Here is a 26613-nt window from a genome sequence, read left to right on the forward strand (position 1 = left end):
CGTCAGGCCAGCGCACAGGGACGGCCGAATCGAGCGTGCACGCCCGGCGAAAACAGCGCGCGCAGTGGCTCCCCCGCCGTTGGCACGCCCGCGGCTCGGACCAGGTCGGTGTCGAGGTCGGTGAGTTCGGCGGCGCGCAGCGGCCATGGGCCGTGCTCGTTGGGCACCCACCACGTCCGCCCCGCCTTGCGGGTGTGCGCACCCCAGCGGGCCGTCAGCCAAGTCTCCAGCGGAGTCGGGTCCACCGGGTCGCCGACGACCACCTCCACCCGATTGCGTAGCCCACGGTGGGGCCAGCGCCGCACGCTGTCGTACGTGATGCGATCACCCGTACGGGTCAGCCGCATCTTCGCCCACGTGTACGGCACGCCGAGGCTGACCCGGATGGCGGGCACCATCGCGAGCCGTTCGGTCTCCAACGAACGGAAGAGCACGCCATGGCGGCCCGCGTCGTCGATCGAGTACAGCCGGACGTTTGTCTCCAGGAATCGCCCGTAGTAGGGGATCGGAGGCGAAACACCCACTGTCAGTTCGCTCATCACGAAGGGCACCAACCCGACGTAGGACAGGCCGTCGTCGAAGACGTCCGGTCGCGCGCCCGGCGGGTAGAGGTGCGCGACGGACTCGGGCCGCACCGGCCAGTGCACGAACGTCAACTCGCTCCACCGGTTCGTGCTGAAGACGGGGCGCGGCAGCGGCGGCGGGGTGACCGGGTAACCGGTCAGACTCATCCTGCCGCCTCGATGCGCAGCGCGAGGGTGACGGTCCACTCCTTCACGTAGGCCTCGTCGGGGACGGCCACGCCCTCGGCGTGAAAGAGCATCGCCGTTGCACGCTTGCCGAGCAGCGCGTCGACCCCGAGCACCGCGATGCCGCGGGCTTCGGCGGCGGGCAGCTTGGGCGCCCAGCCGCCGACCCAGTCGGCGAGTTCGGTGTAGAGCCCGTCGACGAGCGCCGCGTACGCGTCATCGAGCCGGGCCGAACGATTGGTCGGGGTGCGAGCGGCGATCTGAAGGAGCTGGCCTTCGGCGTCGATGACGTTGAGCAGGTATCTGCCCAACAGGGTGAGCTCGGTGTGCAAGTCGCCGAGGCCGGCGAACAGGGAGCGGATGTCGTGCATGGCGCGACGTCGGTCCAGCTGCCGGTCGATGCCCGCCTCGAGCAGGGATTCCTTGGACTTGAAGTGGTGGTAGAGCGCGCCCGATCCGGCCGCCAAACCTGCGGCGGCTTCGATCTGCGCGACGCTGGTCGCCCGATAGCCCTGTTCACCGAACAGCCGCATCGCCTCGGTGACCAGCCGGTCCCGGGTCGTCGTCGGCTCTGCCATTGTCGTTGACCTCACCAAAGTGTTTACTTAGTATCGTCAAGTGAGTACTTTAGCAGCGAGGGGGCGAGCGATGGTCGATTCCGAGCGACCGGTGCCGCGCGGACGGATTCGCCGCACGATGCCGTTGGCGGGGTTCACCGCACGCGCCGCCGGGGGTCGGGTGGTCGCCGGTCTGCGCAAGCGGGCCGGCGATTCCGACGCCGTCGACCGGCACCACGAGCGCACCGCTGAGCGGTACGCGGATCTGCTCGGACACTCGAAGGGCGTCCTGATGAAGGCAGGCCAGATGGTCTCGCTCATCGACATCGGCTCCATCGGACTCGATGACGTGTCGCCGTATCAGCGGGCGCTGACCAGATTGCAGGCCGACGCGCCGCCGATGGATGCAGCGTTGGCCCGCTCGGTACTCGAGGCCGAGCTCGGGCTCACTGTCGAGGAGGTCTTCGCCGAGTTCACCGACGAGCCGATGGCCGCCGCGTCGATTGGACAGGTTCACCGCGCGGTGATGCCCGACGGGCGGCAGGTCGCCGTCAAGATTCAATATCCGGGTGTGGCAGAAGCGATCCGCGACGATCTCGCGAACACCGAACTGCTCGTGACGTTCCTTCGGTTCATGCGGTCGACCACGGTGGGCACCATGCCCGACTTGCGGCAGGCGACCCAGGAACTGTCCGCACGAATCTCCGAGGAGCTCGACTACCGCCACGAAGCTGCCAACATCACGGCCTTCAGCGAGCTCTTCCGCGACCACCCCTTCATCCGCATTCCTGAAGTCGTCGCGGAGGCGTCCGCAGACCGGGTGCTAACGATGACGTATCTCGACGGCCTCGATTGGGCCGCCGCGCAGGACGCCGACCAGGACCTGAAGAACACCTGGGCCGAGGTCATTTCGCGCATGGTCACCGGGGCCTACCGGCATTCGAACCTGTTCCACGCCGATCCGCATCCCGGCAATTACCGCTTCGGGCTCGACGGGTCGGTGGGGTTCGTCGACTTCGGTTGCGTCAAGGTACTTCCCGAAGCGCAGCGCCGGCTCGTCATCGAACTTTGCCGCGCCGCCATCGACGGGCGCAAGGACGACCTCCACGGCGCCATGACTGAATCAGGTTTCCTTTCAGCGGATTCCACGCTCACCATCGAAGATACCTATCAGTGGTGGGCCACGGTTCTTCACGAACTGTTGATGGAGCAGCCGGCCACCTACACCGAGGAAGCCTTCGCACGCGCCGTTCGAGCGCTTATCGACCTTCGTCCCAGCGACCATCCCGTGCGTCGCATGTCGGTGCCACCCGACTTCGTGTTCTTCTCCCGGATCAACCTGTCCATGAACGCAATCCTCAGCGCACTGAACGCCACGTTCCACACCCGCGGTGTGCTGAACGACATGGATGGCGTCGCCGAGCCCGTCTCGGAACTGGGGAAGTTGCACAACGCTTGGGTCCGCAGCCGCGGCCTGCCGCACGGACTGGATCGCCGTGTCCAGCCCTGAGCTCGTCGCGCCACGGCTGCCATGGGATGCCGCGGATCCGCACTCCTATTACGAGGCGCGACGCCGGGACGGCGACGTGGTGTGGGACGACACGGCGCAGGCCTGGCTGGTGGTCGGCTACGAGGCGGCCCGGGAGGTGCTTGGCGGCTCCGCATGGACCAGCGACCCCGCGGCCAACCCGACCGTGCGCGCCGCGATGGATCCGCTCGGCCTCGAGATGTCCCGTCGGTCGATGCTCGTCACCGACGGTGCAACACATCAACGCCTGCGCGGATCGGTGCGCGACGTGTTCACCCGGACGTTCGTCACGGGGCTCACCGCCGGCGTCGAAGCCATCGCGTCCGCCGTGATCGACGAGCCCGCGACGAACGACGAGTTCGACTTCATGTCCCGGGTCGCGCTGCCGCTGCCGATCGGCGTCATCGCCGAGTGGCTCCATCTGGAGCCCGACACCACCGATCTGCTGGCCGAAACGTCCCCGGTGATCATCCGGATGCTCGGGGCGCTGCCCGACTCGGAGGCGACGCAGGCGGGGACGGCCGCGTCGGCGGCACTGATGACGGAGTTCCTACCGCTGGCCGCGGACCGCCGGGTGCACCCGGGCGACGATCTGCTCAGCTTCATCGCAGGCGACCCCGATCTCGAACTCGAGGACGTCGTCGTCACCACGATCTTGCTCGCCGTCGCCGGGCATGAGACCACGGCGAACCTGTTGGGCAACAGCATCGTTCGACTGCTGAGCCCCGAACACGAAGGCACCCGGCTGGCCGATCGGATCGACCCGACCGACCCCGGCTCGATTACCGAACTACTGCGCCTGGAAGGCCCCGTTCAGTCCGCGATCCGGGTCGCCACCGACGACACGACGATCGGCGGCGTCGAGATCTCGGCCGGCTCTGCGGCACTCGTCGCAGTGGCGGCGGCCAACCGCGACCCGGCCGCGTTCGACTCACCCGACGAGTTTCGGCCCGATCGAACCGGGCGCGCACCGCTGACGTTCGGTTACGGTGCGCACCACTGCCTTGGCGCCAACCTAGCCCGGCTGGAGTTCGCGACGGCGCTGCCGCGAATCCTCGCGCGTCGACCGGCCCTCGTTGGGGCGCCATCGTGGCGGGACACTCCGGCGATCCGCGGGCCCGAACGCGTCCCGGTCGTCTTCACGGCGCCGTAGCGGCACTCGCGGGATCGATGACGATCTTGGCGTGGCGTTCCGGATCTCCGAGCGCGCTGAACGCAGCATCGACGCCGTCGAGCCCGACCGTGCCCGTGACGAGCGCCGAGGCGTCCACCTTGCCCTCGGCCAGCAGGTACAGGCAATCCCGGAATTCCAGTGGCGTCGAACCGAATACGAAGCGCAGGTCGATCTCCTTGGCAATCGCCATACCAGGCCGCAGGCGGTCCTCACCCATGCATACCCCGACGACCACCACCCGCGCTTGGAACGGGGCAGCGCCGACGATCCCGTCGATCACGCCGGGTACGCCGACGCATTCGAAGATCACCGGCCGCCTCGGGCTTGCGGCACCGAACTTGTCGGCCAGCCGGTACACATGGGCCCAACCAGGCACCTTTCGCAGCTTCTCCATGGAGCCGACGCCGAGTTCGTAGAGCTGTGGCGCCTTGGTCAGGATGCCCTTCTGGGCCGCCACCACGTCATGGGGCGAGTCCGTCGCCGGGTCGACGACGACGTCCGCGCCGCATCGCGTCGCCAACTCCCTTCGGCCAAGGGAGAAGTCGCTGGCGATGATGGTGCCGACGCCCTTCGCCTTGAGGTGGCAGATGACCGCCAACCCGACGGGCCCACAGCCGACGACCACCGCGACGTCCCGCTTGCCGATGTCGCTACGCCGCACCGCGTGGAGGGCAACCGCCATCGGTTCGGTCAGCGCTGCGATGTCAGGGGCAAGGCCGTTGGGCACCACGAAGGTCATCGACGCCTCGCTCAGCACCTGCTCGGCATACGCGCCGGGCGCGTTCGGCGAGAGCCCGGTGAGGTGGACACCGCCACTGGCGCGCAGCAGTGGGAACGCCACCACCGTGGTGCCCGGCTTGAACTCCTTGGCCGCGCCGCGCCCGCGTTCGACCACTTCGCCACAGAACTCATGCCCCATCACCACCGGGGTGTCGCTGCGCATGAAGCCGTCGTAGTCGACGGCCGCCATCACGTCGGTGAGCTCGCCCGCGTGATCCTTGGCATGCAGGTCCGATCCACAGATGCCGCAGCGCCGCACGTCGAGCAGCAATTGGCCGTCAGCGGGTTGCGGTGACGGCAAGTCGACGACGGACAATGTGCCCTCGAGGCAGCTGACGGCCTTCATGGCGGCTCCTTTGCTCTCCCTCGAGCCTATTGACACGGCGTCGACTACGTCGAAACGCCCCTCCTGGCCGAGGCACCACTGTCAGGATCACCTCTCGAGGAATCGACGACGACGTCAGGGGTTGTGCATGGAGCAGTTGTCGGCATGGATGGGCGCCGGAATCGTGACCGCGGGAGTCTCGGCAGCGTTGCTCGCCGGGGCGGGAGCAGCCAGTGCCGACACTGGCTCCGGTTCTGAGTCGGGCGGCTCGACGTCGTCGGGGTCGACGAGTTCCGATGCGGGCAAGCCGGACTCGACCAAGGACAAGACGGACCCCGCGAGCCCGAAGAAGGACGCCGAGTCCACGGACGCGGACACCGAGAAAGATAAGGACAAGCCCGACGCGAAGGACGATCAGAAGGACGTCGAGAAGGCGCCCGAGACGACGGACCCCGACGGCACCACGGCGGTGACCCCGGCCAAGCCCGACGTCCCGAAGAAGAAGTCGGCGGCCACCGAGCCACAGGAGGCCGAGAAGCCCCAGATGACCGAAGCGTCTCAGGTGACCGAGAAGACCGAGGTAGCCGAGGTGACCGAGCCCGCCGCCCCCGCCGTAGAAGCGGCGGTTCACACGTCCATCGAACCGGACGCGAAACGCGCCGCACCGCAGGCGTCGTCGTTGGCCCCAGCCCTCGCCCCGCCGGCCGCGCCGTCGCTACTGGGCTTCGTCGGGTCGGTGATCGGCGCCGTCGTCGTCAACGTCGGATCGGTCGCGTTGAGTGCCCTGCAGGCGGTCGAGGCGCTGGCCTCGGGACCGCCGGTGCTTCCGCCCGGCAGCACGGTCACCGTGAAGGACTCGTGGATCACGCTGCGCACCGGGCAACGCGTCGCCGCCAACTGGTACTACCCCGAGGTCGACGAAGGCGACCCTCCCCCGGACCGGATGATCCTGCTCAACCACGGCTTCCTGGCGCTCGGTCCGATGTACAGCTACACGGCGGCGAACCTCGCCCAGAGCACCGGGAGCATCGTCGTCACCCCGTCGATACCGTCCAACTTCTTCCTCGGCGACGACTACTGGCTCGGTGGCACGGGGATGGCATCGGCGATCGCCGACCTGTTCGTCGGTGACCGGGCCGCGCTGACGCAGAGCGCGCTCGACGCCGGCTACGCGACCCAGTACGGACTGGACCCGACGACCGCGAAGCTGCCGCAGAAGTTCGGGTTGGCGGGTCACTCGCTCGGCGGCAACCTCGTCCCCGGGGTGGCCGGCTTCCTGGCCACGAACGGCGCCGCGAGCGATCTGGTCGGTGTGATCACGCTCGACGGCGTGCCGCTTGGGACCACGCTCACCGACGCCCTCGCCAAACTGGACGCTTACGACGCGGCGACTCCGGGCGACCAGTTCATCCCGATCCGGGAGATCGGCGCACCCGCCAATCTGTTCAACTCGCTCAGCACCCTCAAGCAGGACCTCTCGTCCGCGCGCCCCGACCGATTCACCGGTGTCGAGCTCACCAACGGCGTCCACATGGACTCGATGCGCGGCGGCAACCCGCTGATCCAGTTCTCCGCGTACGTCGCCGCAGGCTTCCCCGTACCGCAGAACCCACCCGCCGTCGACGCATTGATGGCGCAGTGGTTCAACGAGTGGTTCGCCGGCGACACCGGAATCGGCGACGACCTGGTGCCGGGATCGACGATCGACATCACCACCCCACAGGGCACGGCGCACGGCGTCGTGATCGGCGCTGCCGCCGCACACGAGTTGCTCGTACCCGGGCCGCTCGAGCCGTCGGCACCGACCACGCTGCCCGAGCTGAACCCGACGCTGGCCGTCGCCGTCTGAGCCAGGGCAAGCGGGTCAGCTTAGGCAATCCTTTGTCGACGCTCTAGGGTAACGAGAACCGTATTACCGTGCTTGCCGAAGGTGGTTTCCAGTGACTGCTCAACATGCCGATGCCGAAGGGCTGCGCCTGCTCGTCGTCGGGGCGTCGTCGGGGATCGGCCACGCGGTGGCGACCAGCGCTGCCGGGCGCGGCGCCAAGGTGGCCGTCGCCGCGCGCCGCCTCGACCTGCTGACGAAGTTGGCCGACGCGATCGGCGGTTCGGCGTTCGAGCTCGACGTGGAGGACGCGGCGGCCATCAAGCGCGTCGTCGGGGAGGCGGCGGAAGCGCTCGGCGGCCTCGATGCGGTGGTGTTCACCAGCACCGTCGTGCCGTTCGCCCACATCGAGGACACGGACGTCGTCACGTGGATCCACGCGTTCAGCGTCAACGCGGTGGGGGCTAACAACGTGTTGCGGGCAGCCCTGCCGCACCTGTCCGAGCGGGGCGTAGTGCTCGTCGCCTCGAGCAACGACGTCGGCCGTCCGCGCGCGGGAACCGCCGCCTACGACGCCAGCAAGGCCGCCCTCGACGAGGTCCTGCGCGCGTGGCGCAGCGAGCATCCCGACCTGTCGATCGTGCGGGTCGGCATGTGCCCCACCGAGGACACCGAGATCCTCCGCGGCGCCGACCGGGACCTGCTGTCCGTGCTCTTCAATTCGTGGGTGGAACACGGTCAGCTGCCGGCGCAGATGGCCACCCTCAACGACGTTGCGAACACCCTGGTTTCACTCGTCACGACGGCGTACGCAAATCCGAGCGTCGTGCCCGAGGACGTCCGGCTCGCCCCGCGCATCAAGAAGAAGAAGACGACCATCGCCGCGACGCCGTGAAGGCCGGCTAGTCCAGGATCGACTCGGTCAGGCTGTCGACCGCATCCATCAGCACGTCTCGTTCCGTCCCGGCGGAGGCCAAGGCTTCGAGTCCGCGCAGTGTCGCGAGCAGGTGTCGGCCGGTCTTCCTGGGATCGCGGGAGGCGTCGATGGCGCCGGCCCGCTGAGCCGCCTTGACGTTTCCGACGAGAAGGTTCTCCAGCTGGTCGAAGGTGCGTCGTGCCACGGCTTGCACGTCGTCATCGAGCGCGGCGAGTTCGGCCGTCGCCTTCGCGAGGAAGCAGCCCCGCGGCACCGCCGTGGAGGCGCTGACTCCTGCGACCCCTTCGAGCAGTGCGCGCAGCCGTTCGACGGCCGTCTCGTCGGGACCGTCGAGATGCGCGGCAACCTGCGCGACGACGCCGTCGCAGTAGCGCTCGAAGGTGCGCAGATAGAGCGCGCGCTTGTTGCCAAAGGTGTTGTAGATGCTGCCCTTGCTCAGGCCGGTCGCCTTGACCAGGTCGTCGAGGCCGGTCGCCGCGTATCCGAATGACCAGAACCGGTCCTGCGCGGCTTCGATGACGGCGCTTTCGTCGAATGCTCTCGGGCGTGCCACGACACCAGAGTACCCGTTTTGGACCGATTGGTGTAGAACTGTTTTAGAACGATTGGTCCATAACGGAGGAGAACACGATGGGACAGCTGGACGGCAAGACGGCGCTGGTGACGGGCGCGAGCGATGGGATCGGCCTCGGGGCGGCACGGAGATTCATCGCAGAAGGCGCGCGGGTGTTCATCACGGGCAGGCGCAAGGACGCACTCGCCACCGCGGCGGAGCAGTTGGGCGAGCGGGCCGTCCCAGTGGTGGGCGATGTTTCCGATCCCTCTGATCTGGACCGGCTGTTCGATGAAGTGCGCGCGAGCGGGGCCGGTCTCGACGTGGTGTTCGCGAATGCCGGCATCGGCGAGCTCGCGACCATCGACGACATCACCCCGGAGGGGCTCGAGCACGTGTTCGGGGTCAATGTGGGCGGGACGGTGTTCACCGTTCAGAAGGCTCTTCCGCTGTTGAATGCCGGGGCGAGCATCGTGGTCAACGGATCCAGCTCGGCGTATCGGGGCATTCCGGGCTTCGGCGCCTACTCGGCGACGAAGGCCGCGTTGCGTCAGTTCGTCCGTGTGTGGGCGGCCGAGCTCGCTCCACGCGGTTTCCGGGTGAACATCGTCGTCCCCGGCCCGACCGACACTCCGGGGCTGCGCGGGGCCGCACCCGACGGGTTCCTCCAGTGGGCGGCGGGGTCGACATCGATGGGCCGCCTTGGCGACCCCGACGAGATCGCCGCGGCGGTGCTCTTCCTGTCGACGGCGCAGTCCAGCTTCATGACGGGCAGTGAGGTGTTCGTCGACGGCGGCGAGGTTCAGGTCTACCACTGAGGGGCGCAGTGCCGACACGGTCGAGAATCCCGTTGTGGGACAACCGCGCTGATACGTTCGGGCAGTGCACGCCAGATTCGACTTCGACTTCGTCACGACTGCCAGACCCGACCAGGTCATCGAGTTGATGACCGACTTCTCACCGAACCGACCGCATCGCTGGCCGGCATCGTCGGAGAAGGCGTTCGAGGTGTATCACCTCGGCGAGACCGAGGCCGACATCCGCGAAGGCCAGGACTTTCCGAAGCTGTGGGCCACGTGGCACTACGACTGGTCGACGCCAGGCACCGTGACGCTGACGGTCGTGGACAGCGATGCGATCGCGGCGGGGAGCGTCATGTCGCTGACCGCGACGCCCACCGCCGGCGGCGGCAGTTCGGTCCACGGGGTGTGGGAGCAGACCTCGAAGAATCTCATCGCACTCATTGGGGTGACCACGATGCGATTCATCGGGCCACGGGCGTTGTCCACGTACTACAAGAAGGTCTACGACGGGCTCGACTAAGTCGCACCGCGATCAGGTGAACGAATTCGCCCCGGTGACCTGTGCGACGAGCTCGGCTCCGGTCACGTCGGCGGTGCGCGCTCCCGACACGACGCGTCCGGCGCGCATCACCCACACCTGCTGGGACAGCCGCATGACCTGCTCGAAGTTGTGACTGATGATCAGCACCGACGTGCCACCGCCGACGATGCGGCGGATGAGCTCCTCGACCTGGGCGGTTTCTCGCAGGCCGAGCGCGGCGGTCGGCTCGTCCATGATCACGAACTGGTTGGACCACATCACCGCTCGCGAAATGGCCACGGCTTGCCGCTGTCCGCCGGAGAGGCGCTTGACCGTCGACGTCACGGACGGAACGTTGACCGCCAGACTCGAAACCAGGTCGTGGGCTTGGCGCCGCATCTCGGCCCGCCTGATGAAGCGCAGCGGCCCCAATCCGCGAGTCAACTCCCGATTCAGGAAGATGTTCTGCCAGACCGTCAGCTGGTCGGCCAGCGCCAGGTCTTGATAGACGGTCTCGATGCCGGCGCGTCGGGCATCCAGCGGCGAGCCGAAGTGAACGGGTTTGCCGTCGACGAGGAGCTGTCCGCCGTCGGGTGCGTGATAGCCCGAGAGGCACTTGATCAGGGTCGACTTGCCTGCGCCGTTGTCGCCGACGATCGCGGTGACCTCACCGGGACGCGCGTACAGGGACGCGCTCTTGAGTGCCTCGACGTTTCCGAAGGACTTGGTCAGCTCGGTGACCTGGATCTTGTGCTCAGCGGTGCTCGTCATCACTTGCGCCCCCGCATCAGGGTGGCCGCCGCCAGCACGATGACGCCCACCACGGCCGGCTCGAAGAACGCCTCGACACCCACCATGGTCAGCCCGGTCTGCACCACGGTGAGCAGCACCGCGCCGAGCATCGGTCCCCACACCGTGGCCCGCCCGCCGAACAGGCTGGTGCCGCCCAGCACCGTGGCCGCGACGGCCTTCATGACGTAGTCGGTGTTGACGGCTGGCTGCGTCGATCCGACGTAGAGGATCAAGAAGATCGCCGAGATGCCGGCGAGGGCACCGCCGATCATGTACCCGACGAGCTTGACGCGCGGCACCCGAATGCCCATCGCCTTGCTGGCATCCATGCTGTCGCCGACGGCAAGGAGGTGTGTGCCGATTGCGGTGTGCGTCAACACGATGTGCAGCAGCGCGCCGATGACGAGCACGATGACGAAGTTCCACCGCAACGGACCCAGCGACTCCCTGGCGATGATCCGGAGGGTGTCGTCGGCGATCGGCATCGGGATTCCGCGCGAGGCGACCAGCCCGATGCCCATCACGACGCCCATGGTGCCGAGAGTGACGATCATGTCCGGGATGCGGACGCGGCCAACGAAGAATCCGTTCGCCGCGCCGACCAGAACACCCACGCCGATCGCCAGCAGACACGAGCCGAACAACCCCCACCCGGCCTGGTAGCCGAGGCCGAACACGACGCTGGCAAGTGCCAGCGTCGCGGCCATGGACAGGTCGATACCGGCGAGCATGACGGCGAACGTCATGCCAACGGCCAGCAGCACGGGGATCGCGGCGTCGGCGAGCATCGCGTTGACGTTGTGCCAGGTCGCGAAGTTCGGCGCCACCAGCGAGAACACCACGAACGCGACGACCAGTGCCGTCGGCGCAGTGGCCTTGGTCCACGTCTCCTCAAGCGCGGCGACGCGCGCGACCCGGTGCCAGCGGGATGGCCGCAGCGCGTCCTTCGCGGCGGGTCGTTCCTCGGCGGCTGCCTCGTGCACGGTTCCGATCGTCATCGAGTCAGCCCTCGAAGGGGTTGGGAACGTTGAAACCTGCCGGAGGAGCCGGGGCCGTGGCCAACGCGTCAGCGGCGTTGGACTTGTCGACGATCAGGACCGGGGTGTCGACGCGCTCGGGCAGGCTCTTCCCGTCAGACGCGGCGATGCAGGCCTGAACCGCCTGGTAGCCCATCAAGTACGGGAACTGCTCGACGGTCGAGGCGAGGCTGCCGTCGACGATGGATTGCAGCTCCTCCTTGGTGCCGTCCACTCCGACGACGACGACGTCGCCCGTGCGGCCTTCCTGTTCGATGGCCTCCTGAATGCCCATGGCCTGGGTACCTGCCGGGGTGAAGAAGCCCTTGACCTCGGGGTTGGCGCGCATGATCGCTGCCGCGGCGTTCTTGGCCTTGACGCGGTCGGCGTCGGCCGAGACCGTCTGGACGGTGTCAAGCTTGCCGTCGACGACGCTGTGGAAGCCGGCTTGGCGTGCGATGTTGCCGGCGTCCTGGGCCAGGGTGCCGATCACGGCCACCTTCGAACCCTCGGGGACGAGTTTGAGCAGCGCCTCGCCGCCCGCGGCGCCGGCTTGTTCATTGACGGTGCCGATGTACGTGCGCAGGTTGACGCCCTCGGCCTTGGCCGCGTCGAGGTCCATCTCCAGATCGATGTTGACGACCGTGGCGTCACCCGCCTGCGCCAGCGGAGTGATCAGGTTTGTGGGGCTGGTCGGATTGACCACATAGCAGCCGTAGCCCTCCGAGACCAGCGCCGAGAGCTTGGACGCCTGCCCGGTGTCGTCCGAGACGTTCTGTGCGGCCTGGACGTTCAGGGTGACGCCGAGCTTCTTGGCCGCATCCTCGGCCCCGCTGACCATCGCGCCGAAATACGTGTTGTCCAGCGGCTTGGTCACGAAGGCGACCCGCAGGCCGCCTTCCTGGCCGCCGGAGGCGCTCCCGGTTTCGCCGCTGGTCCCCGAGGAACACGCAACGAGGCCGGCCGCCGAGACGAGGGCAAGCATGGTCAGCAACGGTGTGCGCCGTGAGTCGGAACTTTGCATGGGATTTTCTCCTCGTCGAGAACGATTTTTGGTGACGAGCGCCACATGCGGCCCGTCCTGTAGCCGCCATCATTCACATTTCTGACATCGTTGTCTAGATCCTTCTTCGATTGTCTTGAATCGTCCCGCTTCGGCGTCGGCCTTACGACGAGCCGGTCCCGGGCATCGCCGCAGCGTCGGGCCACCAGCCCAGCGCTGCGCCTACGATCGCCGCACCGCCGCGGGTGACGGTCTCGGTGATGTCGGAGATCACGGGCTCTTGGGCGCCGAACCAGTGTTTTGCGAACATCCAGCGGGTGGACCGCGTCCCGCCGCCGGTCAGCACGGTCCGGCCGGCGGCGGCGGAGTCGGCCCGAAGGGCGGCCTCTTGGTCGGCCGCCAGCCGTGCGTAGTGATCGATGACGCTCGCCCAGGTGAGGGGATCGCACCGGAGTTTCCCCAATTCGCCGCGCTCGAGCGCGAGCGATTCGCTCCGGTCGAGGTCGGGGGCGATACCGGGCGGCGGTGCGGCGGCGTCGAGCGCGGCTCTGCTGGTCGTGGACTCCTCGAGCAATGTTTGCATGGCAAGCCCGGGGCGCAGACCTTCCGCCATGACCACGAGATCGGCTGTGCCCGGCCAGGTTTCGATCGTGAAGCCGTCAGCGACCAACGGTCCCGGACCTGCCGCCTTGGCGAGCTGCTCACGGGACATCGCGACGAGCAGGCCCTCGCTGGTGCCCACGGAGTCGACCACGTCGCCGGGCGCGGCGCCGGTGCCCACGGCGGCGACGGGGTGGTCGTGGCCCGCGATGACCACGGGACAACTCGGTCGAAGACCGAGTGTGCGGGCCAGCGTCGCGCCTGCAGGCTTGCCGGTGCCTGCGGGTTCCACGCCCGGTGGTGTGACGGATCGTAGCCCGGCGGCGTTCCAGAGCGCGGGCAGATAGCGCAGCCCGACGGGGTCGAAGGCGCCGCTGGTCGACGCCAAACCGGCCTCCTGGGTGACGGCGCCCGTGAGGCGCCACGCCAGTGCCCCCGCGACCCCGAGGAAGGTGCCAGGCGGACACCCCCGGTGCGCGGCGAGCCAGCCCAGCTTGGCGATCGTCGAGGTCGCCCGCGCGTGCCCGCCGGTGACCGTGGCGAGTTCTCGCCGTCCGTACGAAGCTTCCAGCGCAGCCACGACGTCGGCGCCGCGGTCGTCGTACCACGCCGGAAAGTGCAGGTCAGCTAGCTGCCGGTCGGTCAGAATCGTGCCGACCTCGCCCATTGAGGCGATGCCGACGCCGGCCACCGGGCCGACCGTGGCGACCACCTCGGCGAGCACCTGCTCGGCCGCGGCAAGGACGTCGAGCACCGGAAAGTCGAGCCCGCCGTCGGATCGCCGGGTCGGTGTCGGCACTGTGCGCGCCGCCACGACGACACCCGCGCGGTCGTAGGCGAGCGCCTTGGTGCCGGAACTGCCGATATCGATGCCGATCAGCACGTCGTCGTGCATCGCACCTCCTGTCGACCGGCGACGGGTTGGGGTTCCCCGCTAGCAATTGTCGCAGTAGTCTGTCTATCGTTGTCAGAGAAGACAAGGCCGCAACAGCCGGCCGACCGAGCCAAGGTTCTCAGGAGGACATTCAATGACGCTCATCACCCTTCGCACCGCTCTGGACGCGGCCCGGCGCGGTGGCTACGGTATCGGGGCGTTCAATGTCACCGATCTCGTGCAGGTCGAGGCGGTTCTGGACGCGGCGGAACAGACCCGATCGCCGGTCATCGTCCAGACGCTCGCTGGCTCCTCCGCCTTCGGATCCGATGAACTGTATTGGGACCTGCTGCTGCGGACGGTAGACCGGTATTCGTCGGTTCCGACCGTGGTTCACCTCGATCACGGGCCCGACGCGGCTACCTGCCGCCGTGCGATCGACGCAGGGTTCAGCAGCGTCATGATCGACGGCAGCCTCGACCCGCAGACCCACCAGCCGGCCAGCTTCGAGGCGAACGTCGCCGTCACGGCGGAGGTGGTGGAATTTGCGCATGCACGCGGTGTCTCGGTCGAGGGCGAACTCGGCACGATCGGCGGTTCGGAGGACGGCGGGACGCACAAGGAGATCGTGCTCGCCGACCCCGCTGAGGCGGAAGCCTTCGTCGCGCAGACGCACGTCGACGCGCTCGCGGTGGCGATCGGAACCTCGCACGGTGCGTACAAGTTCTCCAGCCCCCCTGACGGTTCCGTGCTGCACATGAGGCTGATCGAGGAGATCGCCGAGAAGGTGCCGGGAACGCACTTGGTCATGCATGGCTCGTCCTCCTTGCCTGCGGACCTGCGCGCGGTGATCAACGCCCATGGGGGAACCTTGCCGGAGTCCTGGGGTGTGCCAGAGGACGAGAAGGCACGTTCGACCAAGCTCGGCGTCACCAAGATCAACCAGGGCATGGACTCCCACATGGCGTTCATGGCGGCGCTGCGACGGAGCCTGGCCAGCGACGGCGTGACGGTCGACCCGGCAACTGGGCTGAGCGCGGGCCGGGAGGCGATGCGCGACATCATCGCCGAGCGCATGGTGGTCTTCGGGCAAGCGGGCCGGGCCGGCGACTTCGCCGACGCCGAGCCGTTCGTCGCGGCGGCGGCGCTGGTGCGGGGCTAGTCTCCCCGTCATGGACGACGGCAACCCGGGTGGGGCGTCGACCGGTACCGATCAACCGCGGGGTTTTCAGCGCGCCGCACGGTTGACCGACATCGCGCAGCACGCCGGGGTGTCCATCAAGTCGGTCTCGCGGGTACTCAACGATGAGCCCTACGTCACCGACGAGCTGCGCGCAAAGGTGCTCATCGCGGTCGAGGAGCTCGGGTACGTCACCGACAACCGGGCCCGAGTGTTGCGTACCAACAAGTCGGGATTCCTCGGCATCATCGTCCCCGACATCCGAAATGGCTTCTTCGCCGGGCTCATTCATCAGTTCGAGAAGAGGTTGTCGGTCAGCAGTCAGACGTTGCTCCTGGGGATCTCGAGCGAACGTCCGGAGAAGGAGGAGAAGTACCTCCGGCTGTTCCGGCAGCAGCGGGTGGACGGACTCGTCGTACTCCCCACCGGCGCGCCCAGCCTTGCCGACGTCGCCAAGCGGGTCCCGACGGTGGTGCTCGACCGCACTCACGACGGCATCAGAGACAGCGTCGACCACGTCCTGGTCCGCAACCAGGACGCGGCGTACACGCTGACCCGACACCTGATCGATCGGCATGGGCTGCAACGGATTGCGATGGTCACCGGCGAGGCGACGATCTCCAGCGTGCGTGAGCGCCAGCTCGGGTACCTGGCCGCAGTCGAAGAGTCCGGGCTCGAGGCGTCCAGCAGCGCCGGGCACACGTCGCGGGATGAAGCGGTCGACGGCGCAATCGAACTCATGTCGCGGCTCGAGCCGCCGTTCGGAGTGCTCGCCACCGGCAACCGGATGTTCTGGGCGGTGATGACGGCGGCAAGCCACTTGCGGCTCTCGGTTCCCCGCGATGTCGCCGTCGTGACCTTCGACGGTGTCGGTGACACTGCGGCCCCTGGGCTGCCGCCGACGCAGGCGGTGCTCCCCGTGCCGACGATGGTCGCCCGCGCGCTGCAACTGTTGGCCGAGCGGGAGAACGAGCCCGATCGTCCTTACCAATCGGTGCTGCTGGACTGCGATATCGAATACGGGGTGACCTGCGGGTGCGTCGAACCCGTTCCCCTCTCTCGGCCGCCGGTGGCTCGCCGTCAATCGCGGGCGCGCGGGTGACCCTTCCCGCGGACCGGGTATGGCTTGCCGCCGAGTGCGTCCGCCTGCTGGCGTTCGGCCGGCGGACTGGCTTGGAGGCCGGCGGCGCCGCCTATCTGGATGACGCAGGGGTGCCAGCGCCGCAGTTCGGGGTACAGACGTGGATCACCGCCCGGATGGCGTACGTGTACTGCCTGGGTCACCTGCTGGGTGTTCCCGGAAGCGGCCCGATCGCCGACGCGGCGCTCGCGGGTCTGACGGGGCGGCTGCGCGATCGGGAGCACGGTGGCTGGTTCCATGCGCTGGACGCGTCGGGGTCACCGGTCACCGCGGCCGGGAAGAGCTGCTACGACCACGCGTTCGTGATGCTGGCGGCCGCCAGCGCGGTGCTTGCTCGGCGCCCGGGTGCCCAGTCGTTGCTCAGTGATTCGACGGCGGACTACCTGGAGTACTTCTGGGACGAGGCCGTAGGCCTGCCGGTGGACACCTGGGACGTGGCGTTCACCCGAGCTCACGACTACCGCGGGGTGAACGCGACCATGCACTCGGTCGAGGCGCTGCTCGCGGTCGCCGACGCCGTGCCAGCCGACGAGGCCGATGCGTGGCGAGCGCGGGCACTTTCAGTGGTGCGATTTGTCGTGGAGGTCTCGCTGTCGCACGCCGGCCGGATCCCCGAGCACTACAGCGCGGGTTGGGAACCCGACCTGGAGCTCAACCGGGACCGTCCGGGCGACCAGTTCAAACCGTTCGGTGCCACGCCGGGCCACGGGTTGGAGTGGGCACGACTGATCCTGCACACCGAGGCGGCCACGGCCCCGGACCCCGGCCTGGTGGCTGCGGCGACGGGGTTGTTCGACCGTGCGGTAGCGGACGGCTGGGCCTCCGACGGTGCCGACGGATTCGTCTATACAACGGACTGGGACGGTGTCCCGGTGGTGCGTCAACGGATGCACTGGGTGGTCGCCGAGGCAATCAACTGCGCCGCAGCGCTTTACGAGCGCACTGCCGAGCAACAGTTCGCGGACTGGTACGCCGTCTGGTGGGATTACGTGCGGCGCAACCTGATCGACGTCGAGCGGGGGTCGTGGTTCCACGAGCTCGACACCGACAACAGGCCTGCGGCCACGGTGTGGCAGGGCAAGCCGGACCTGTACCACGCGGTGCAGGCCACCCTCATCCCGCGGGTGCCGCTGACCCCGACGCTAGCCCGCGCGCTTCGTGACGGGCTGCTGCGCTGAGCGGTGCGTACCGCGCTGTCGTCAGTTCGGCTTGACCGATATCTGCTTGATGATGGAGGTGCCGCCGCTGGGGCTCTGGCGGATGATGGTGGTACCGGTCGTAATGGTGGTGCCGCTCTCGCGGTTGGAACCGGTCTGACCGTTGGTCGTCGCGGGCGCGGGCGACGTATTGCCGCCGTGGACGCCGCGCAGTTCGTCGGTGGTCAGGGTGCGGATGCTGCGGCGGCGCAGGGCGAGTGTGGTGGTCTGCATGATGTCTCCTTGGGTGGGCGTGAGTTCGGTTCTGGTGCCGGTCGTGGTGGCCGGTTGACACAGACTCTGCGGTGGACGCCTTGGCGGATTCTTGGCGCACACCGGCCTCATCCCAGAACGAACACCGCCCCACAACCGACGTCGAGTCGGCTATGGGGCGGTGGACTGGTGTGGCGATGTCACTCGTCGTTGTGGCCACTCACCAGATCATGACCTTCGTGGGAGGCGGGGGCGGCGGCGGCTTGGGGTGCCGCGTGCCGGTGCCGGTTCCATTGCCCGTTCCCGTGCCGGTGCCGTTGCCGGTGCCCGTTCCGGTTCCGTTGCCGCCACCGCCGTGAGCCATGCTCAGCTCGCTGGGGGTGAGCGTGCGGATGCTGTGCTTGCGCAGCTCCAGCTTGGTGCTCTTTGTGCCCATGATGTCTCCTTCGTTGGGTGATCGCCGCCGGTTGGCCGCGCTCACAGGTAGGAGCATTCGACTGCGCGCAGCCGGACATTTTTTCTCGAGGTTTTTTTCGGGCTTTAATTCGTGCTGCCGCCGCGGGGCGCCCGCGCGACTTGGCTTGCGTAGTGGCGATCGAGGAAACCGAGCACGACGAGTTCGTGGGTGCGTGCGGCCGAGCGCAGCAGCCGGATCGCATGGAGATGGTCGAAGCTGTGCAGCAGGTCCGGGAGCGGTTGGCTCAGCGCCCCGCGGCGGGATCGATCGGCGAGCTCGGCCAGCAGGGGGGCGAGGCGCTCGGACCGCCGCCGAAACACCTGGCGTGCGAGTTCGTACGGATGCTCCACGGTGTCGTCGAGTAGCGCGGTGAGGTCCGCGCGCTCGCTACGCCAGCGCGCTCCGATGCCCGAGTCGAGGTTGTGCGCATTCGGATACTCGCCGCGGTACCCGGCCGCGCCGGCCTTGGCCCAGTCGCGCCGTTGTTGGATGTCGAAACCGGCGTCGGCCAGCAGCCGATCGGTCGCGTAAACGCACATCTTCCATCGGACGTCGGGCCCGTCGTCGTCATCGAGCAGGCCCAGCACTTCCAGCACGGCGTCGCTGTCCGCGGCGTGAATCTGCTCGGCCAGTTCGATGCCTGCGTCGCCGCCGTAGCGTTCGAGCTCGCGGTGGTAGGTGTCGAGCACGACGTCGCGGATCGTTCCGTCGGCGAGGTACGGGGCGAACGCGTCGGTGAGTTGGGGTAATGCGTTGTTCCGCAGTGCATCCGGCTCACCGTGCAGTCGGAGCCGCACATGATGCTCGGGGTCTGCGTAGCGCAGGAAGAACCAGTGGTCGACGACCCCGGTGTCACCCAGCCGCCCGATGACGGGGCCGACGGCTTCGGTGAGGACGCGGTCGGCTGACGCGCTGCCGGTGTAGACCTTGAGGTAGAGCCACTCGCTTCCCGGGGCAAAGGTGCGCCGTGCCCGGGGCGCCGTCCACGGCTCCGGCGGCGGCGCGGGTTCACCGCGGCGCAAGAACGGCACGATGAGCTCGTGGGCGAAACGGCCCTGCGGCCCAGTCGCGACCCCGGTGGTGAGCACCTCCTCGACGACCGCCCCCGACCGCCCGCGCAATACCTTCGACGCGGCGGAAATCATTGCCGCGCTGGAGGTGTCGACGTAGAGCCGGTTGTCACCGTCGGCGATGAGTAGCTCGCCGGGGAGCCCGCGGTCGCGGGTCAGCGTCGCCCAACCGGCTGCGGCGTCGGGTCCGGTCACGGTGCCCAGCTCGGCCGCCGAGAGCCGCCAGCGGGCCCGGGCCAGCACCAGCTGCCCAGAGGTGACGCGGGGCAGCGTCGGCGCTACGGACAATGCACCCCAATGCCACCCGAGCGCGCTCGCCACCCCGTCATGCTGCAGCGCCGCGAGGAATCGGTACACCCCGAAGCCACGCCATGCCGGATTGTGCGCGGTGGTCAGCCGCGGCCGAACTTCGGTGCCCAGCCGGGGGCTGTAGAGGACGAGCCGTCCGCGGTCGAGCCGCAGGGTCAGTTCATCAACGCGCAGTTGACGTTCCGCGGGTGCCCCCGAGCGTCCCAGTAGAACAAGCTCGTAGTCGCGCAGCACCGGCCGGGCCAAGATGTTGCCGATGCGCCCTTCGGGCAGGTGGACGAGCTCGGCGAACACCACCCCCGGCGTATGGGCCTCCTCGGCACGTAGGTGGGCCCGCACGGCGTCGTGCAGCCGGGGGTCGCCGTGACAGAAACGCCCGAGCACCTCCGCGCCCGAAGGGCCGTAGGCGGCGTGGATCTCGATGCCGTCGTCGAGCAGGCTGGCGTTGACCGCCAGCGCGTCGGGCAACGGCAATGGCGCCGCCTCGGCAAGACGAGCGATGGCATCTGCGTCGAGTTCAAGCCTGCTGGAACCACTTTCGCCGGTCCGCATCAACAGCTCGAGCAGTACTGCGTCGCGTGCGGTGAACACGTGATCCGAGGCCACGCCGCCGAGGTCGAGCCCAGCCAGCAGCGGTGACTCGTCGGCGGCAGGATGGTTCGACCGGTCGAACCCGATGCCAAGCTCCTCGTCGAGCGCCTCCATCAGGGGGACCTCGCGGTCCTCGTATCGAGCGCCGAACTCGGACCTGAAACGACCGAGCGCCGGATCCTCACCGGCCGGGGTCAGCCGGTAGAGCAGGTCCACTGCGTCGGTGAGCAGCCGCACCGTATCCGGCCCAAGGGTCAGCCCCGCGCCGGCCCGGTGCAGGTCGACCTGGACCAGCCGCCCGTCGTCACCGTCGGCGTCGCCGGTCAACTCGAGCAGCGCGGCGGCCACGGAGTCGTAGGCCCGGGGCGGGTTGCCGAGCCCGGCGGCATCCAGCGCGGCGAGCTCACCGGACACCCGCTCCAACGCCTCCAACGTCGCGGCGAGGCCCTGCCCGCTGAGCGTCGACAGCACGTACGCCAAAGGCTCTTGGCCCGTCACCGCGGGCTCGGCCACCGGGGTCAGCACGCGGGCCTCGACCAGTGCATCCACGTAGTCGCGGGCCTCGTCGTGCTCGACGCCGGCGTGGGCCGCGACGGCGTCGACGACCCGCTCGACCGAACAGCCGCCGGAGGCCGCGTCCAACGCGCACCGCAGTGGCGCGTCATCCTCGATCACGACCAAGTGGTGGCTGCGGCGGCCCTCTCGCAGTCGGCTCTCGATGAGCCGCATCGCGCCGGCCGCGGGGTAGCGGCTGGAGTTGGGTTCGACCTCCATCGCGGGCCGCGTCTGTGGGTCTACCAGTAGCCGCTCGACCAGTGCCGCCAACACCTCGGTGTCGGGGCGACTGTGCCGCGCCGTGCCCTCCGGGCCGTCGACCACCAGCGCCGTATCGTCACCCACCACGCCAAACGCGCAGCCCGCGAACAAGCCGAACGGTGTTGCACGGGTGCACATTCGGCTCAGATAGGCGGTCACCGAGGCGGCCACCCGGTCATCTGGGTCACCGGCCGCCAACCGGCGCATCAACCCCGGTGACGCCAGGTGCAGCGCCTCGGCGACTTCCGGGCGCGCAGCCAAGGTGCGCCAGTACGTCGGGTCGGCGCGCAGTCGGTCCAACTCCTCCAACGGCAGCAAGGGTGCGCGCATGACGAAGAAGCCACTGGGCTTGAGCGACGCTTTACTGGACATCCGAATCGCCCCCGCCTGCGTGCTTCTCGCCGACGAGCTGCCCGCCCACCAGCTGCGCGTAGTGTCCGCCCGCAGCTAAAAGTTCGGCGTGGCAGCCGGTTTCGACCACCCGTCCAGCATCCATGACGACGATGCGGTCCGCGTCGATCACGGTGGCCAGCCGGTGCGCGATCACGATGACGGTGCACCCGAGCCCCGCGATGTTGGCGTGCACTTGGGCCTCGGTGACGGTGTCGAGGCTGCTGGTGGCCTCGTCGAGGAGCAGGATTCGTGGCTGAGGCGCCAGCGCCCGAGCCAGCGCCAACCGCTGGCGTTGACCGCCCGACAGGGAGGCGCCCGCGTCGACGAGCGGGGTTTCCCACCCCATCGGCATCGCGCGGATGTCGTCGGCGATGCCGGCCAGTTCGGCGGCGGCCTCGAGCCGCTCCAGCGACAGACTGGGGTCGCCGAGAATGAGGTTGTCGCGGATCGACAGTCCGAAGATGTACGGGTTCTGGGTGACCACCCCGATCTGGGATCGCACACTGCGCGGGTACAGGGTGGCCAGGTCGATCCCATCGAGCAGGACGCGCCCCGCCGACGGCGCGTAGAGCCCAAGCAGCAGTCGTCCCATCGTCGACTTGCCCGAACCGGAGCGCCCGACGATGGCCAGCACCTGGCCGGGGCTCACCTCGAGGTCGACGCCGTCGACGGCCGGTGGACCGTGCGGCTGGTAGCGGAAGGTGACCCCTTCGGCACGCACCGCTCCGGCGAGCGGAGGGGCGTGCTGCAGGTCGCGCCCCTGGGTCTCCGTCGGGGTGTTGAGGACGTCGTCGATACGGGCCAGATAGCTGCCGAGCAGCTGGACCTGCAACGCCGTCGCGACCAGTGTGGCGAGGGGTTCCAGGAACGCCCCGGCCAGCGCAGCCAGCGCGAGCATGGTGCCCAGCGAAAGCTGCCCGGTGCCAACGAGATACGCGCCGACCAACAACACCGCGATCGGAGCCAGCAGCCCCAGCCCGTGAAACGCCGTGTCCACCACGGCCGAAAGGCGCCCCTGGCGCAGCGAGACGTTCATCTCGGCGATGAACAGGTTGGTCCAGTGCGATACGGCGCGACGCTCGGCGCCGGCCGCCTTGAGCGTTTCCACCGCCGAGAACATCTCGTAGGCATACGACTGCGATTTCGCCTCGGTGGCCAGGGCTTCACCCATCAGATGCTGGTTGCGTCGGCGCGCGGCCATCAACACCGTGACCTCGAGGACGGCCAGCACCGCGACGAGAGCTCCCAGCAGCGGTGACAGCGCGACGATGAGGACCAGATACACCACGGCCAGCGCGCCGTCGAGCAGTGCCGCGATGGTGCCGGTGGTCAGGATCTCGCGGACGGTCGCGTTGCTGCGCAACCGCATCATCAAGTCGCCCGAGGAGCGCTTCAGGAAGAACGTATACGGCAGGTCCACCAGATGTTCGAGGAAGCCCAGCGTCATGTCGACGTCCAGCCGGCTGCGCAGCCGCAGCAGCAGATGCGACCGCAGGAAGGTCGCGATCATCGAGTAGCCGATCAACGCGACCATCACTGCGGCAACGACTTTCAGCAGGCGCCCGTCGTCGGCGGGTACGAGCTGGTCCACGACGATGCCCGTAAGCACCGGCACCGCCAACGCCATCAACCGCACCACCACCGAGGTGGCCAGGACCTTGCCGATTCCACTGGAGCCGGTCAGCATCCGGCGGGCATGGTGCAGCGCTCCCGGCGCCTTCTGCCCGCCGGCGACGAACGTGGCCGCAGGCTCGAGCATGATGGCGACCCCGCTGTACAGGCCTCCGACGGCGGGCCAGCCGACCCGGTAGCGCCCGGCCATCGGGTCGACGATGGTGACACCGTTGCGTGACGTCGAGTCCAGGACCACGAAATGCGCTGCGCCCCAATGGAGGATGGTGCCGCGGGGCAGCACGGCCAGGTCATCGAGTTCGGTGGCGACTCCGCGGGCGCGCAATCCGTAGGAGGTGGCGGCTTCGGCGAGCCGTAGGGCGTCCACGCCGTCGCGCCCGGTGCCGGTGGCCGCGTGCATCTCCGCCAGCGACACGTGCCTGCCGTGATAGCCAAGCGCCATGGCCAGCGCGGCGGCACCGCAATCGGCCATCTCGGCCTGCGCGATGTAGGGGATCGCGCGCCGGCGCCACCTCACCCCAGCCTCGGCAGCAATACGCTGATCAACCGTTGCCGCCCAGCTGGGAGCAGCAGTTCGCCCGCCGACGCGGAACCGGGTTGGTCCAGCTTGGCCACTACTTCCGTCGCGGTCACCTCGACGACCACCGCGTCGACGGTGGTCCCGGATGCGTCCCGGTACTGCGCAGAAGTACCCGGGGCGGGCGCCACCTCGCCGCGCACTGCCGTGACCGACGTGCCCTGCACCACCGCGGGCAAGGCCGCGGTCCGAGCGACCGTCACCGTCGAGGCCGCCACGGCGCCCGCGGCCAACAGCACGCCAAGGGCCACGAGTCCCGCATCGATCCACCCGGGCTGCTTGATCAACTCACCCGGGCGAACTCCGGTCGTCTGGCGGTCGCGCCAACTCTTGCGAAAGATCGTCTCGCGAGCGACCGCGTCCCCCTCGCTCACGACGACCTCACCCGCTAAGTGTGGCTGCAGCGGCGCCGGTGTGCTGCCGGATCTGAAACCTAGTCGATCGAGGCGAGCAGATTCCCCAGTAGTTCGTCCCGGTTCTTATCGCCCCACACCTCCAGCGGGCGCAGCGCCACTTCCAACTCCTCGCCGAGCGGCGTGAGTGAGTACTCGACGCGTGGCGGAATCTCGGGGTAGATCTCACGGTGCACCACGCCGCTGCCCTCGAGCTGGCGCAGATTTTCGGCGAGGACCTTCTCACTGACACCGGCCAACAGCTTGCGAAGCTGGCCGAAGCGTTGCGGCCCACCGGCGAGCGCCCACATCAAGTGCAGTTTCCACTTACCGCCGACCACATCGATCGCCAGGCTCATGCCGCATACATCGTGAGCTGTGTCACTACTCATGTCCACCGCACTCCTTCTGACCTGAATTCGAACCTCTGGGTAAGCAACCCCACCTCAACGTTCGGTCTTCCCGACTCTACTTGCGGCGACGGAGTATTGAGCTCGGCGCCGACAACAATCCACCGAGAACCGAAGGGACACAAAATGTCCGAGCAGCACACTTCCCGCTCAGTCTCCGTCGTCGGCTTGGGTCCGATGGGCCAGGGCATGGTCCGAGCCTTCCTGGCGGCCGGTGTGGACGTCACGGTGTGGAATCGCAGCACCGACAAGATCGACGCCATGGTCGAACTGGGCGCCAAGCCTGCCGCATCGGTGGCCGAGGCGCTGGATGCGAACGAAGTGACCGTCCTGAGCCTCACCCACTACGCCGCGATGTACGACGTGCTCGGTCCGGCGACAGAGCACCTGGCCGGCAAGGTGATCGCCAACCTGTCCTCGGATTCCCCGGAGCAGGCGCGCAAGGGTGCGGCCTGGGTCCGCGAGCACGGTGCGCAGTTCATCTCCGGCGGGGTGATGTCAGCCGGTGAGAACATCGCCCATCCGGCGTCGTACATCTTCTACAGCGGTCCACGTGAGGTGTTCGACGCACACGCCGAACTGCTGCGCCCGCTGAGCCCGCAGGAATACCTCGGGACGGACGACGGCCTGGCCCAGGTCTTCTACCAGGCCCTGTTGACCATCTTCCATCCCTGGTTGCTGGCCTTCGACCAAGCGACCGCGGTCATCGACCGTTCCGGCCACAGCGTCGCCCAATTCGTACCGTTCGCCATCCGTTCTGCCGCCGCCTTCCCCTACTTCATGGAGGAGTTCTCGGTCGCCAACCAGAACGGCGGCTGGGCCACCTTGGCGAGCCTGAAGATGATGGACGCTGGCGCGCAGCACATCATCGACGCCAGCGAAGAGGTAGGCGTCGACGCCACCTTCTCGCACACCGCCCAATCCTTCTGGCGCAAGGCGATTGCCCGAAGCGAAGAGAAGGGTCAACCGGTCTCCACCTACGCCCTGATGCACGCAAAAACCGCCCTTGCCTGAAATAGCAGGAGGGCGGTTATGGCGGTGGCGGAGGGATTTGAACCCTCGGACGGGGGTTACCCGTCACACGCTTTCGAGGCGTGCTCCTTAGGCCGCTCGGACACGCCACCGTCGGGCAGCTTACCGGCATCGCGCCACGGCCCATAATCGCCGCCGAACTCAGCGCTGCCGCGCGAAGAACTCCTCCAACGGTCTGGCGCACTCCTCAGCCAGCACCCCGCCGCGCACCTCCGGCCGATGCGACAACCGCCGATCGCGCACCACGTCCCACAGCGATCCGACCGCTCCCGTCTTGGGCTCCCACGCGCCGAACACCAGCCGCGCCACCCGCGCCATCACCAGTGCGCCCGCGCACATCGTGCACGGTTCGACGGTCACCGCCAGCGTCGTGCCCTCCAGCCGCCAGCCGTCGCCGACGACCGCGGCGGCCGCGCGCAAGGCGAGGATCTCCGCGTGCGCGGTCGGGTCTCCAGACTGCTCGCGGGCATTGGCGGCGCGGGCCAACTCAGTTCCGTCGGCGGCGAACACCACTGCACCGATGGGGACGTCGCGTGGATCGGCTGCCGCAGCCGCCTCGAGCGCAAGGCGGACGCAGTCCTCGTCGGTGCTCACCGATCGAGTTTGTCGAGCACCGCCGTCAACTCGTCACCGAAGCCCATCTCCTGCGCGATCCGGACCAGTTGCTCGTCGGCGTAGTCGTCGGTGTCGAGGATGATGCTCAGCACACCCTCGGAGAGCCCCACGTCGGACAACACACCCAGGTCGCCCTCCTCGAACGGGTCCTCGTCATCGAGGTCGTCCAGGCTGATGTCGGCGTCGAGCTTCTCGAGCACCTCTTGCGCGATGTCGTAGTCCAGCGCGGCCGTCGCATCGGACAGGAACAGCCGTGTGCCCGCAGGGGCGGGCCGGACGATCACGAAGAATTCGTCGTCGACGTCGAGCAGCCCGAAGACCGCCCCCGCACTGCGCAACTCCCGCAACTCCGTCTCGGCGGCACCGAGACTCCCCAGCGCAGCCTTACGCAGCGGCGAGCAACGCCACTTGCCGTCCTCCCGGACGACTGCAATGCCGAAGCCGTCGGGGAGTTCGGCGGCCTGGTTTTGCGCCTGTGCACGCTGTGCTCCCATGAAAGTAACGCTAGCCCCACGCCAGGGCTTTGACCAGGAACCGAGATCAAGCCCGGCGC

26 protein-coding genes and 1 tRNA gene are annotated in these 26613 nt (G+C 68.3%); 10 read left to right on the forward strand and 17 right to left on the reverse strand.

Annotated features, from left to right (window positions below):
- Positions 1-2 precede the first annotated feature (2 nt).
- Both SLQ33_RS30605 and SLQ33_RS30610 read right to left on the reverse strand, forming a co-directional pair.
- Positions 3-731 (reverse strand): YqjF family protein, encoded by a 729-nt coding sequence (locus SLQ33_RS30605; RefSeq protein ID WP_319457678.1) that lies wholly within the window; start codon positions 729-731, stop codon positions 3-5.
- Positions 728-1327 carry a helix-turn-helix domain-containing protein gene (locus tag SLQ33_RS30610; RefSeq protein WP_319457679.1) on the reverse strand — a complete coding sequence of 200 codons (600 nt, stop codon included), beginning with the start codon at positions 1325-1327 and terminating at the stop codon, positions 728-730. The genes SLQ33_RS30605 and SLQ33_RS30610 overlap by 4 nt, the downstream gene beginning before the upstream one ends.
- Before the next feature lie 70 nt (positions 1328-1397).
- On the opposite strand from SLQ33_RS30610, the gene SLQ33_RS30615 reads away from it, so the two are divergent.
- Both SLQ33_RS30615 and SLQ33_RS30620 read left to right on the forward strand, forming a co-directional pair.
- On the forward strand, positions 1398-2816 hold the full coding sequence (locus SLQ33_RS30615) for an AarF/ABC1/UbiB kinase family protein (RefSeq protein WP_319457680.1): 1419 nt from the start codon (positions 1398-1400) through the stop codon (positions 2814-2816).
- Positions 2803-3987, forward strand: coding sequence for a cytochrome P450 (locus tag SLQ33_RS30620; RefSeq protein ID WP_319457681.1), 1185 nt, complete (start codon positions 2803-2805; stop codon positions 3985-3987). The genes SLQ33_RS30615 and SLQ33_RS30620 overlap by 14 nt, the downstream gene beginning before the upstream one ends.
- Here the strand turns inward: SLQ33_RS30620 and SLQ33_RS30625 are convergent.
- On the reverse strand, positions 3974-5134 hold the full coding sequence (locus tag SLQ33_RS30625) for a zinc-binding dehydrogenase (RefSeq protein WP_319457682.1): 1161 nt from the start codon (positions 5132-5134) through the stop codon (positions 3974-3976). The genes SLQ33_RS30620 and SLQ33_RS30625 overlap by 14 nt on opposite strands.
- Positions 5135-5261: 127 nt before the next feature.
- Here SLQ33_RS30625 and SLQ33_RS30630 point away from each other — a divergent pair, with 127 nt between their 5' ends.
- Together SLQ33_RS30630 and SLQ33_RS30635 are read left to right on the forward strand one after the other, a co-directional pair.
- Positions 5262-6962: an alpha/beta hydrolase gene (locus SLQ33_RS30630; RefSeq protein WP_319457683.1), complete on the forward strand. Its 1701-nt coding sequence runs from the start codon at positions 5262-5264 to the stop codon at positions 6960-6962.
- Positions 6963-7053: 91 nt separating this feature from the next.
- Positions 7054-7833 carry an SDR family oxidoreductase gene (locus SLQ33_RS30635; RefSeq protein WP_319457684.1) on the forward strand — a complete coding sequence of 260 codons (780 nt, stop codon included), beginning with the start codon at positions 7054-7056 and terminating at the stop codon, positions 7831-7833.
- A 7-nt stretch (positions 7834-7840) separates the two neighbouring features.
- Here the strand turns inward: SLQ33_RS30635 and SLQ33_RS30640 are convergent, their stop codons facing one another.
- On the reverse strand, positions 7841-8428 hold the full coding sequence (locus SLQ33_RS30640; protein ID WP_319457685.1) for a TetR/AcrR family transcriptional regulator: 588 nt from the start codon (positions 8426-8428) through the stop codon (positions 7841-7843).
- A 77-nt stretch (positions 8429-8505) separates the two neighbouring features.
- Between SLQ33_RS30640 and SLQ33_RS30645 the strand changes: the two genes are divergently transcribed.
- Both SLQ33_RS30645 and SLQ33_RS30650 read left to right on the forward strand, forming a co-directional pair.
- The gene (locus tag SLQ33_RS30645) at positions 8506-9246 is read left to right on the forward strand and encodes an SDR family NAD(P)-dependent oxidoreductase (protein WP_319457686.1); all 741 of its coding nucleotides are present in this window, start codon (positions 8506-8508) and stop codon (positions 9244-9246) included.
- A 64-nt stretch (positions 9247-9310) separates the two neighbouring features.
- On the forward strand, positions 9311-9751 hold the full coding sequence (locus SLQ33_RS30650; protein WP_319457687.1) for a hypothetical protein: 441 nt from the start codon (positions 9311-9313) through the stop codon (positions 9749-9751).
- A 12-nt stretch (positions 9752-9763) separates the two neighbouring features.
- On the opposite strand, the gene SLQ33_RS30655 is transcribed toward SLQ33_RS30650, so the two are convergent.
- The 4 genes from SLQ33_RS30655 to SLQ33_RS30670 form a co-directional block, all read right to left on the reverse strand.
- Positions 9764-10522, reverse strand: coding sequence for an ATP-binding cassette domain-containing protein (locus tag SLQ33_RS30655; RefSeq protein WP_319457688.1), 759 nt, complete (start codon positions 10520-10522; stop codon positions 9764-9766).
- Complete coding sequence (locus SLQ33_RS30660) at positions 10522-11541, reverse strand: ABC transporter permease (RefSeq protein WP_319457689.1); 1020 nt, start codon at positions 11539-11541, stop codon at positions 10522-10524. The genes SLQ33_RS30655 and SLQ33_RS30660 overlap by 1 nt, the downstream gene beginning before the upstream one ends.
- Before the next feature lie 4 nt (positions 11542-11545).
- Positions 11546-12583, reverse strand: coding sequence for a substrate-binding domain-containing protein (locus SLQ33_RS30665; RefSeq protein WP_319457690.1), 1038 nt, complete (start codon positions 12581-12583; stop codon positions 11546-11548).
- 142 nt (positions 12584-12725) lie between these two features.
- Positions 12726-14057 carry an FGGY family carbohydrate kinase gene (locus SLQ33_RS30670; RefSeq protein ID WP_319457691.1) on the reverse strand — a complete coding sequence of 444 codons (1332 nt, stop codon included), beginning with the start codon at positions 14055-14057 and terminating at the stop codon, positions 12726-12728.
- A 133-nt stretch (positions 14058-14190) separates the two neighbouring features.
- Here SLQ33_RS30670 and SLQ33_RS30675 point away from each other — a divergent pair, with 133 nt between their 5' ends.
- Genes SLQ33_RS30675 through SLQ33_RS30685 form a run of 3 tightly spaced genes read left to right on the forward strand, consistent with a single transcriptional unit; the run spans position 14191 to position 17535 of the window.
- Positions 14191-15198, forward strand: coding sequence for a ketose-bisphosphate aldolase (locus tag SLQ33_RS30675; RefSeq protein WP_319457692.1), 1008 nt, complete (start codon positions 14191-14193; stop codon positions 15196-15198).
- 10 nt (positions 15199-15208) lie between these two features.
- On the forward strand, positions 15209-16318 hold the full coding sequence (locus SLQ33_RS30680; RefSeq protein ID WP_319457693.1) for a LacI family DNA-binding transcriptional regulator: 1110 nt from the start codon (positions 15209-15211) through the stop codon (positions 16316-16318).
- Positions 16315-17535, forward strand: coding sequence for an AGE family epimerase/isomerase (locus SLQ33_RS30685; RefSeq protein ID WP_319457694.1), 1221 nt, complete (start codon positions 16315-16317; stop codon positions 17533-17535). Before SLQ33_RS30680 ends, SLQ33_RS30685 begins: the two co-directional genes overlap by 4 nt.
- A 21-nt stretch (positions 17536-17556) precedes the next feature.
- Here SLQ33_RS30685 and SLQ33_RS30690 read toward each other — a convergent pair whose 3' ends face one another.
- The 6 genes from SLQ33_RS30690 to SLQ33_RS30715 form a co-directional block, all read right to left on the reverse strand.
- Entirely contained in the window at positions 17557-17787 is a 231-nt protein-coding gene (locus SLQ33_RS30690; RefSeq protein WP_319457695.1) for a hypothetical protein, read from the reverse strand.
- 199 nt (positions 17788-17986) lie between these two features.
- Complete coding sequence (locus SLQ33_RS30695; protein ID WP_319457696.1) at positions 17987-18202, reverse strand: hypothetical protein; 216 nt, start codon at positions 18200-18202, stop codon at positions 17987-17989.
- 104 nt (positions 18203-18306) lie between these two features.
- A complete protein-coding gene (locus SLQ33_RS30700) occupies positions 18307-21381 on the reverse strand; it encodes a lantibiotic dehydratase (RefSeq protein WP_319457697.1) in 3075 nt (1024 codons plus the stop codon).
- Positions 21371-23551 (reverse strand): peptidase domain-containing ABC transporter, encoded by a 2181-nt coding sequence (locus SLQ33_RS30705; protein WP_319457698.1) that lies wholly within the window; start codon positions 23549-23551, stop codon positions 21371-21373. The genes SLQ33_RS30700 and SLQ33_RS30705 overlap by 11 nt, the downstream gene beginning before the upstream one ends.
- The gene (locus SLQ33_RS30710; RefSeq protein ID WP_319457699.1) at positions 23548-23985 is read right to left on the reverse strand and encodes a hypothetical protein; all 438 of its coding nucleotides are present in this window, start codon (positions 23983-23985) and stop codon (positions 23548-23550) included. The genes SLQ33_RS30705 and SLQ33_RS30710 overlap by 4 nt, the downstream gene beginning before the upstream one ends.
- A 59-nt stretch (positions 23986-24044) precedes the next feature.
- The gene (locus tag SLQ33_RS30715; RefSeq protein WP_413467746.1) at positions 24045-24395 is read right to left on the reverse strand and encodes a winged helix-turn-helix transcriptional regulator; all 351 of its coding nucleotides are present in this window, start codon (positions 24393-24395) and stop codon (positions 24045-24047) included.
- A gap of 144 nt (positions 24396-24539) precedes the next feature.
- Between SLQ33_RS30715 and SLQ33_RS30720 the strand changes: the two genes are divergently transcribed.
- A complete protein-coding gene (locus tag SLQ33_RS30720) occupies positions 24540-25427 on the forward strand; it encodes an NAD(P)-dependent oxidoreductase (protein WP_319457701.1) in 888 nt (295 codons plus the stop codon).
- 19 nt (positions 25428-25446) lie between these two features.
- Here the strand turns inward: SLQ33_RS30720 and SLQ33_RS30725 are convergent.
- The 3 genes from SLQ33_RS30725 to SLQ33_RS30735 form a co-directional block, all read right to left on the reverse strand.
- Positions 25447-25537, reverse strand: a tRNA-Ser gene (locus tag SLQ33_RS30725).
- Between the two features lie 49 nt (positions 25538-25586).
- Positions 25587-26039: a nucleoside deaminase gene (locus SLQ33_RS30730; RefSeq protein WP_319457702.1), complete on the reverse strand. Its 453-nt coding sequence runs from the start codon at positions 26037-26039 to the stop codon at positions 25587-25589.
- The gene (locus SLQ33_RS30735; protein WP_319457703.1) at positions 26036-26554 is read right to left on the reverse strand and encodes a tRNA adenosine deaminase-associated protein; all 519 of its coding nucleotides are present in this window, start codon (positions 26552-26554) and stop codon (positions 26036-26038) included. The genes SLQ33_RS30730 and SLQ33_RS30735 overlap by 4 nt, the downstream gene beginning before the upstream one ends.
- Positions 26555-26613: the final 59 nt, after the last annotated feature.

Origin of the sequence: Mycobacterium sp. RTGN6 (assembly GCF_033804605.1) — a bacterium.
Taxonomy (GTDB): domain Bacteria; phylum Actinomycetota; class Actinomycetes; order Mycobacteriales; family Mycobacteriaceae; genus Mycobacterium.

Coding starts and splice junctions, on each gene's coding strand:
- SLQ33_RS30605 (WP_319457678.1), bottom strand. CDS start 731: ATGAGTCTGACCGGTTACCCGGTCACCCCGCCGCCGCTGCCGCGCCCC.
- SLQ33_RS30610 (WP_319457679.1), bottom strand. CDS start 1,327: ATGGCAGAGCCGACGACGACCCGGGACCGGCTGGTCACCGAGGCGATG.
- SLQ33_RS30615 (WP_319457680.1), top strand. CDS start 1,398: ATGGTCGATTCCGAGCGACCGGTGCCGCGCGGACGGATTCGCCGCACG.
- SLQ33_RS30625 (WP_319457682.1), bottom strand. CDS start 5,134: ATGAAGGCCGTCAGCTGCCTCGAGGGCACATTGTCCGTCGTCGACTTG.
- SLQ33_RS30630 (WP_319457683.1), top strand. CDS start 5,262: ATGGAGCAGTTGTCGGCATGGATGGGCGCCGGAATCGTGACCGCGGGA.
- SLQ33_RS30645 (WP_319457686.1), top strand. CDS start 8,506: ATGGGACAGCTGGACGGCAAGACGGCGCTGGTGACGGGCGCGAGCGAT.
- SLQ33_RS30655 (WP_319457688.1), bottom strand. CDS start 10,522: ATGACGAGCACCGCTGAGCACAAGATCCAGGTCACCGAGCTGACCAAG.
- SLQ33_RS30660 (WP_319457689.1), bottom strand. CDS start 11,541: ATGACGATCGGAACCGTGCACGAGGCAGCCGCCGAGGAACGACCCGCC.
- SLQ33_RS30665 (WP_319457690.1), bottom strand. CDS start 12,583: ATGCAAAGTTCCGACTCACGGCGCACACCGTTGCTGACCATGCTTGCC.
- SLQ33_RS30670 (WP_319457691.1), bottom strand. CDS start 14,057: ATGCACGACGACGTGCTGATCGGCATCGATATCGGCAGTTCCGGCACC.
- SLQ33_RS30675 (WP_319457692.1), top strand. CDS start 14,191: ATGACGCTCATCACCCTTCGCACCGCTCTGGACGCGGCCCGGCGCGGT.
- SLQ33_RS30680 (WP_319457693.1), top strand. CDS start 15,209: ATGGACGACGGCAACCCGGGTGGGGCGTCGACCGGTACCGATCAACCG.
- SLQ33_RS30690 (WP_319457695.1), bottom strand. CDS start 17,787: ATGCAGACCACCACACTCGCCCTGCGCCGCCGCAGCATCCGCACCCTG.
- SLQ33_RS30695 (WP_319457696.1), bottom strand. CDS start 18,202: ATGGGCACAAAGAGCACCAAGCTGGAGCTGCGCAAGCACAGCATCCGC.
- SLQ33_RS30700 (WP_319457697.1), bottom strand. CDS start 21,381: ATGTCCAGTAAAGCGTCGCTCAAGCCCAGTGGCTTCTTCGTCATGCGC.
- SLQ33_RS30715 (WP_413467746.1), bottom strand. CDS start 24,395: ATGAGTAGTGACACAGCTCACGATGTATGCGGCATGAGCCTGGCGATC.
- SLQ33_RS30720 (WP_319457701.1), top strand. CDS start 24,540: ATGTCCGAGCAGCACACTTCCCGCTCAGTCTCCGTCGTCGGCTTGGGT.
- SLQ33_RS30735 (WP_319457703.1), bottom strand. CDS start 26,554: ATGGGAGCACAGCGTGCACAGGCGCAAAACCAGGCCGCCGAACTCCCC.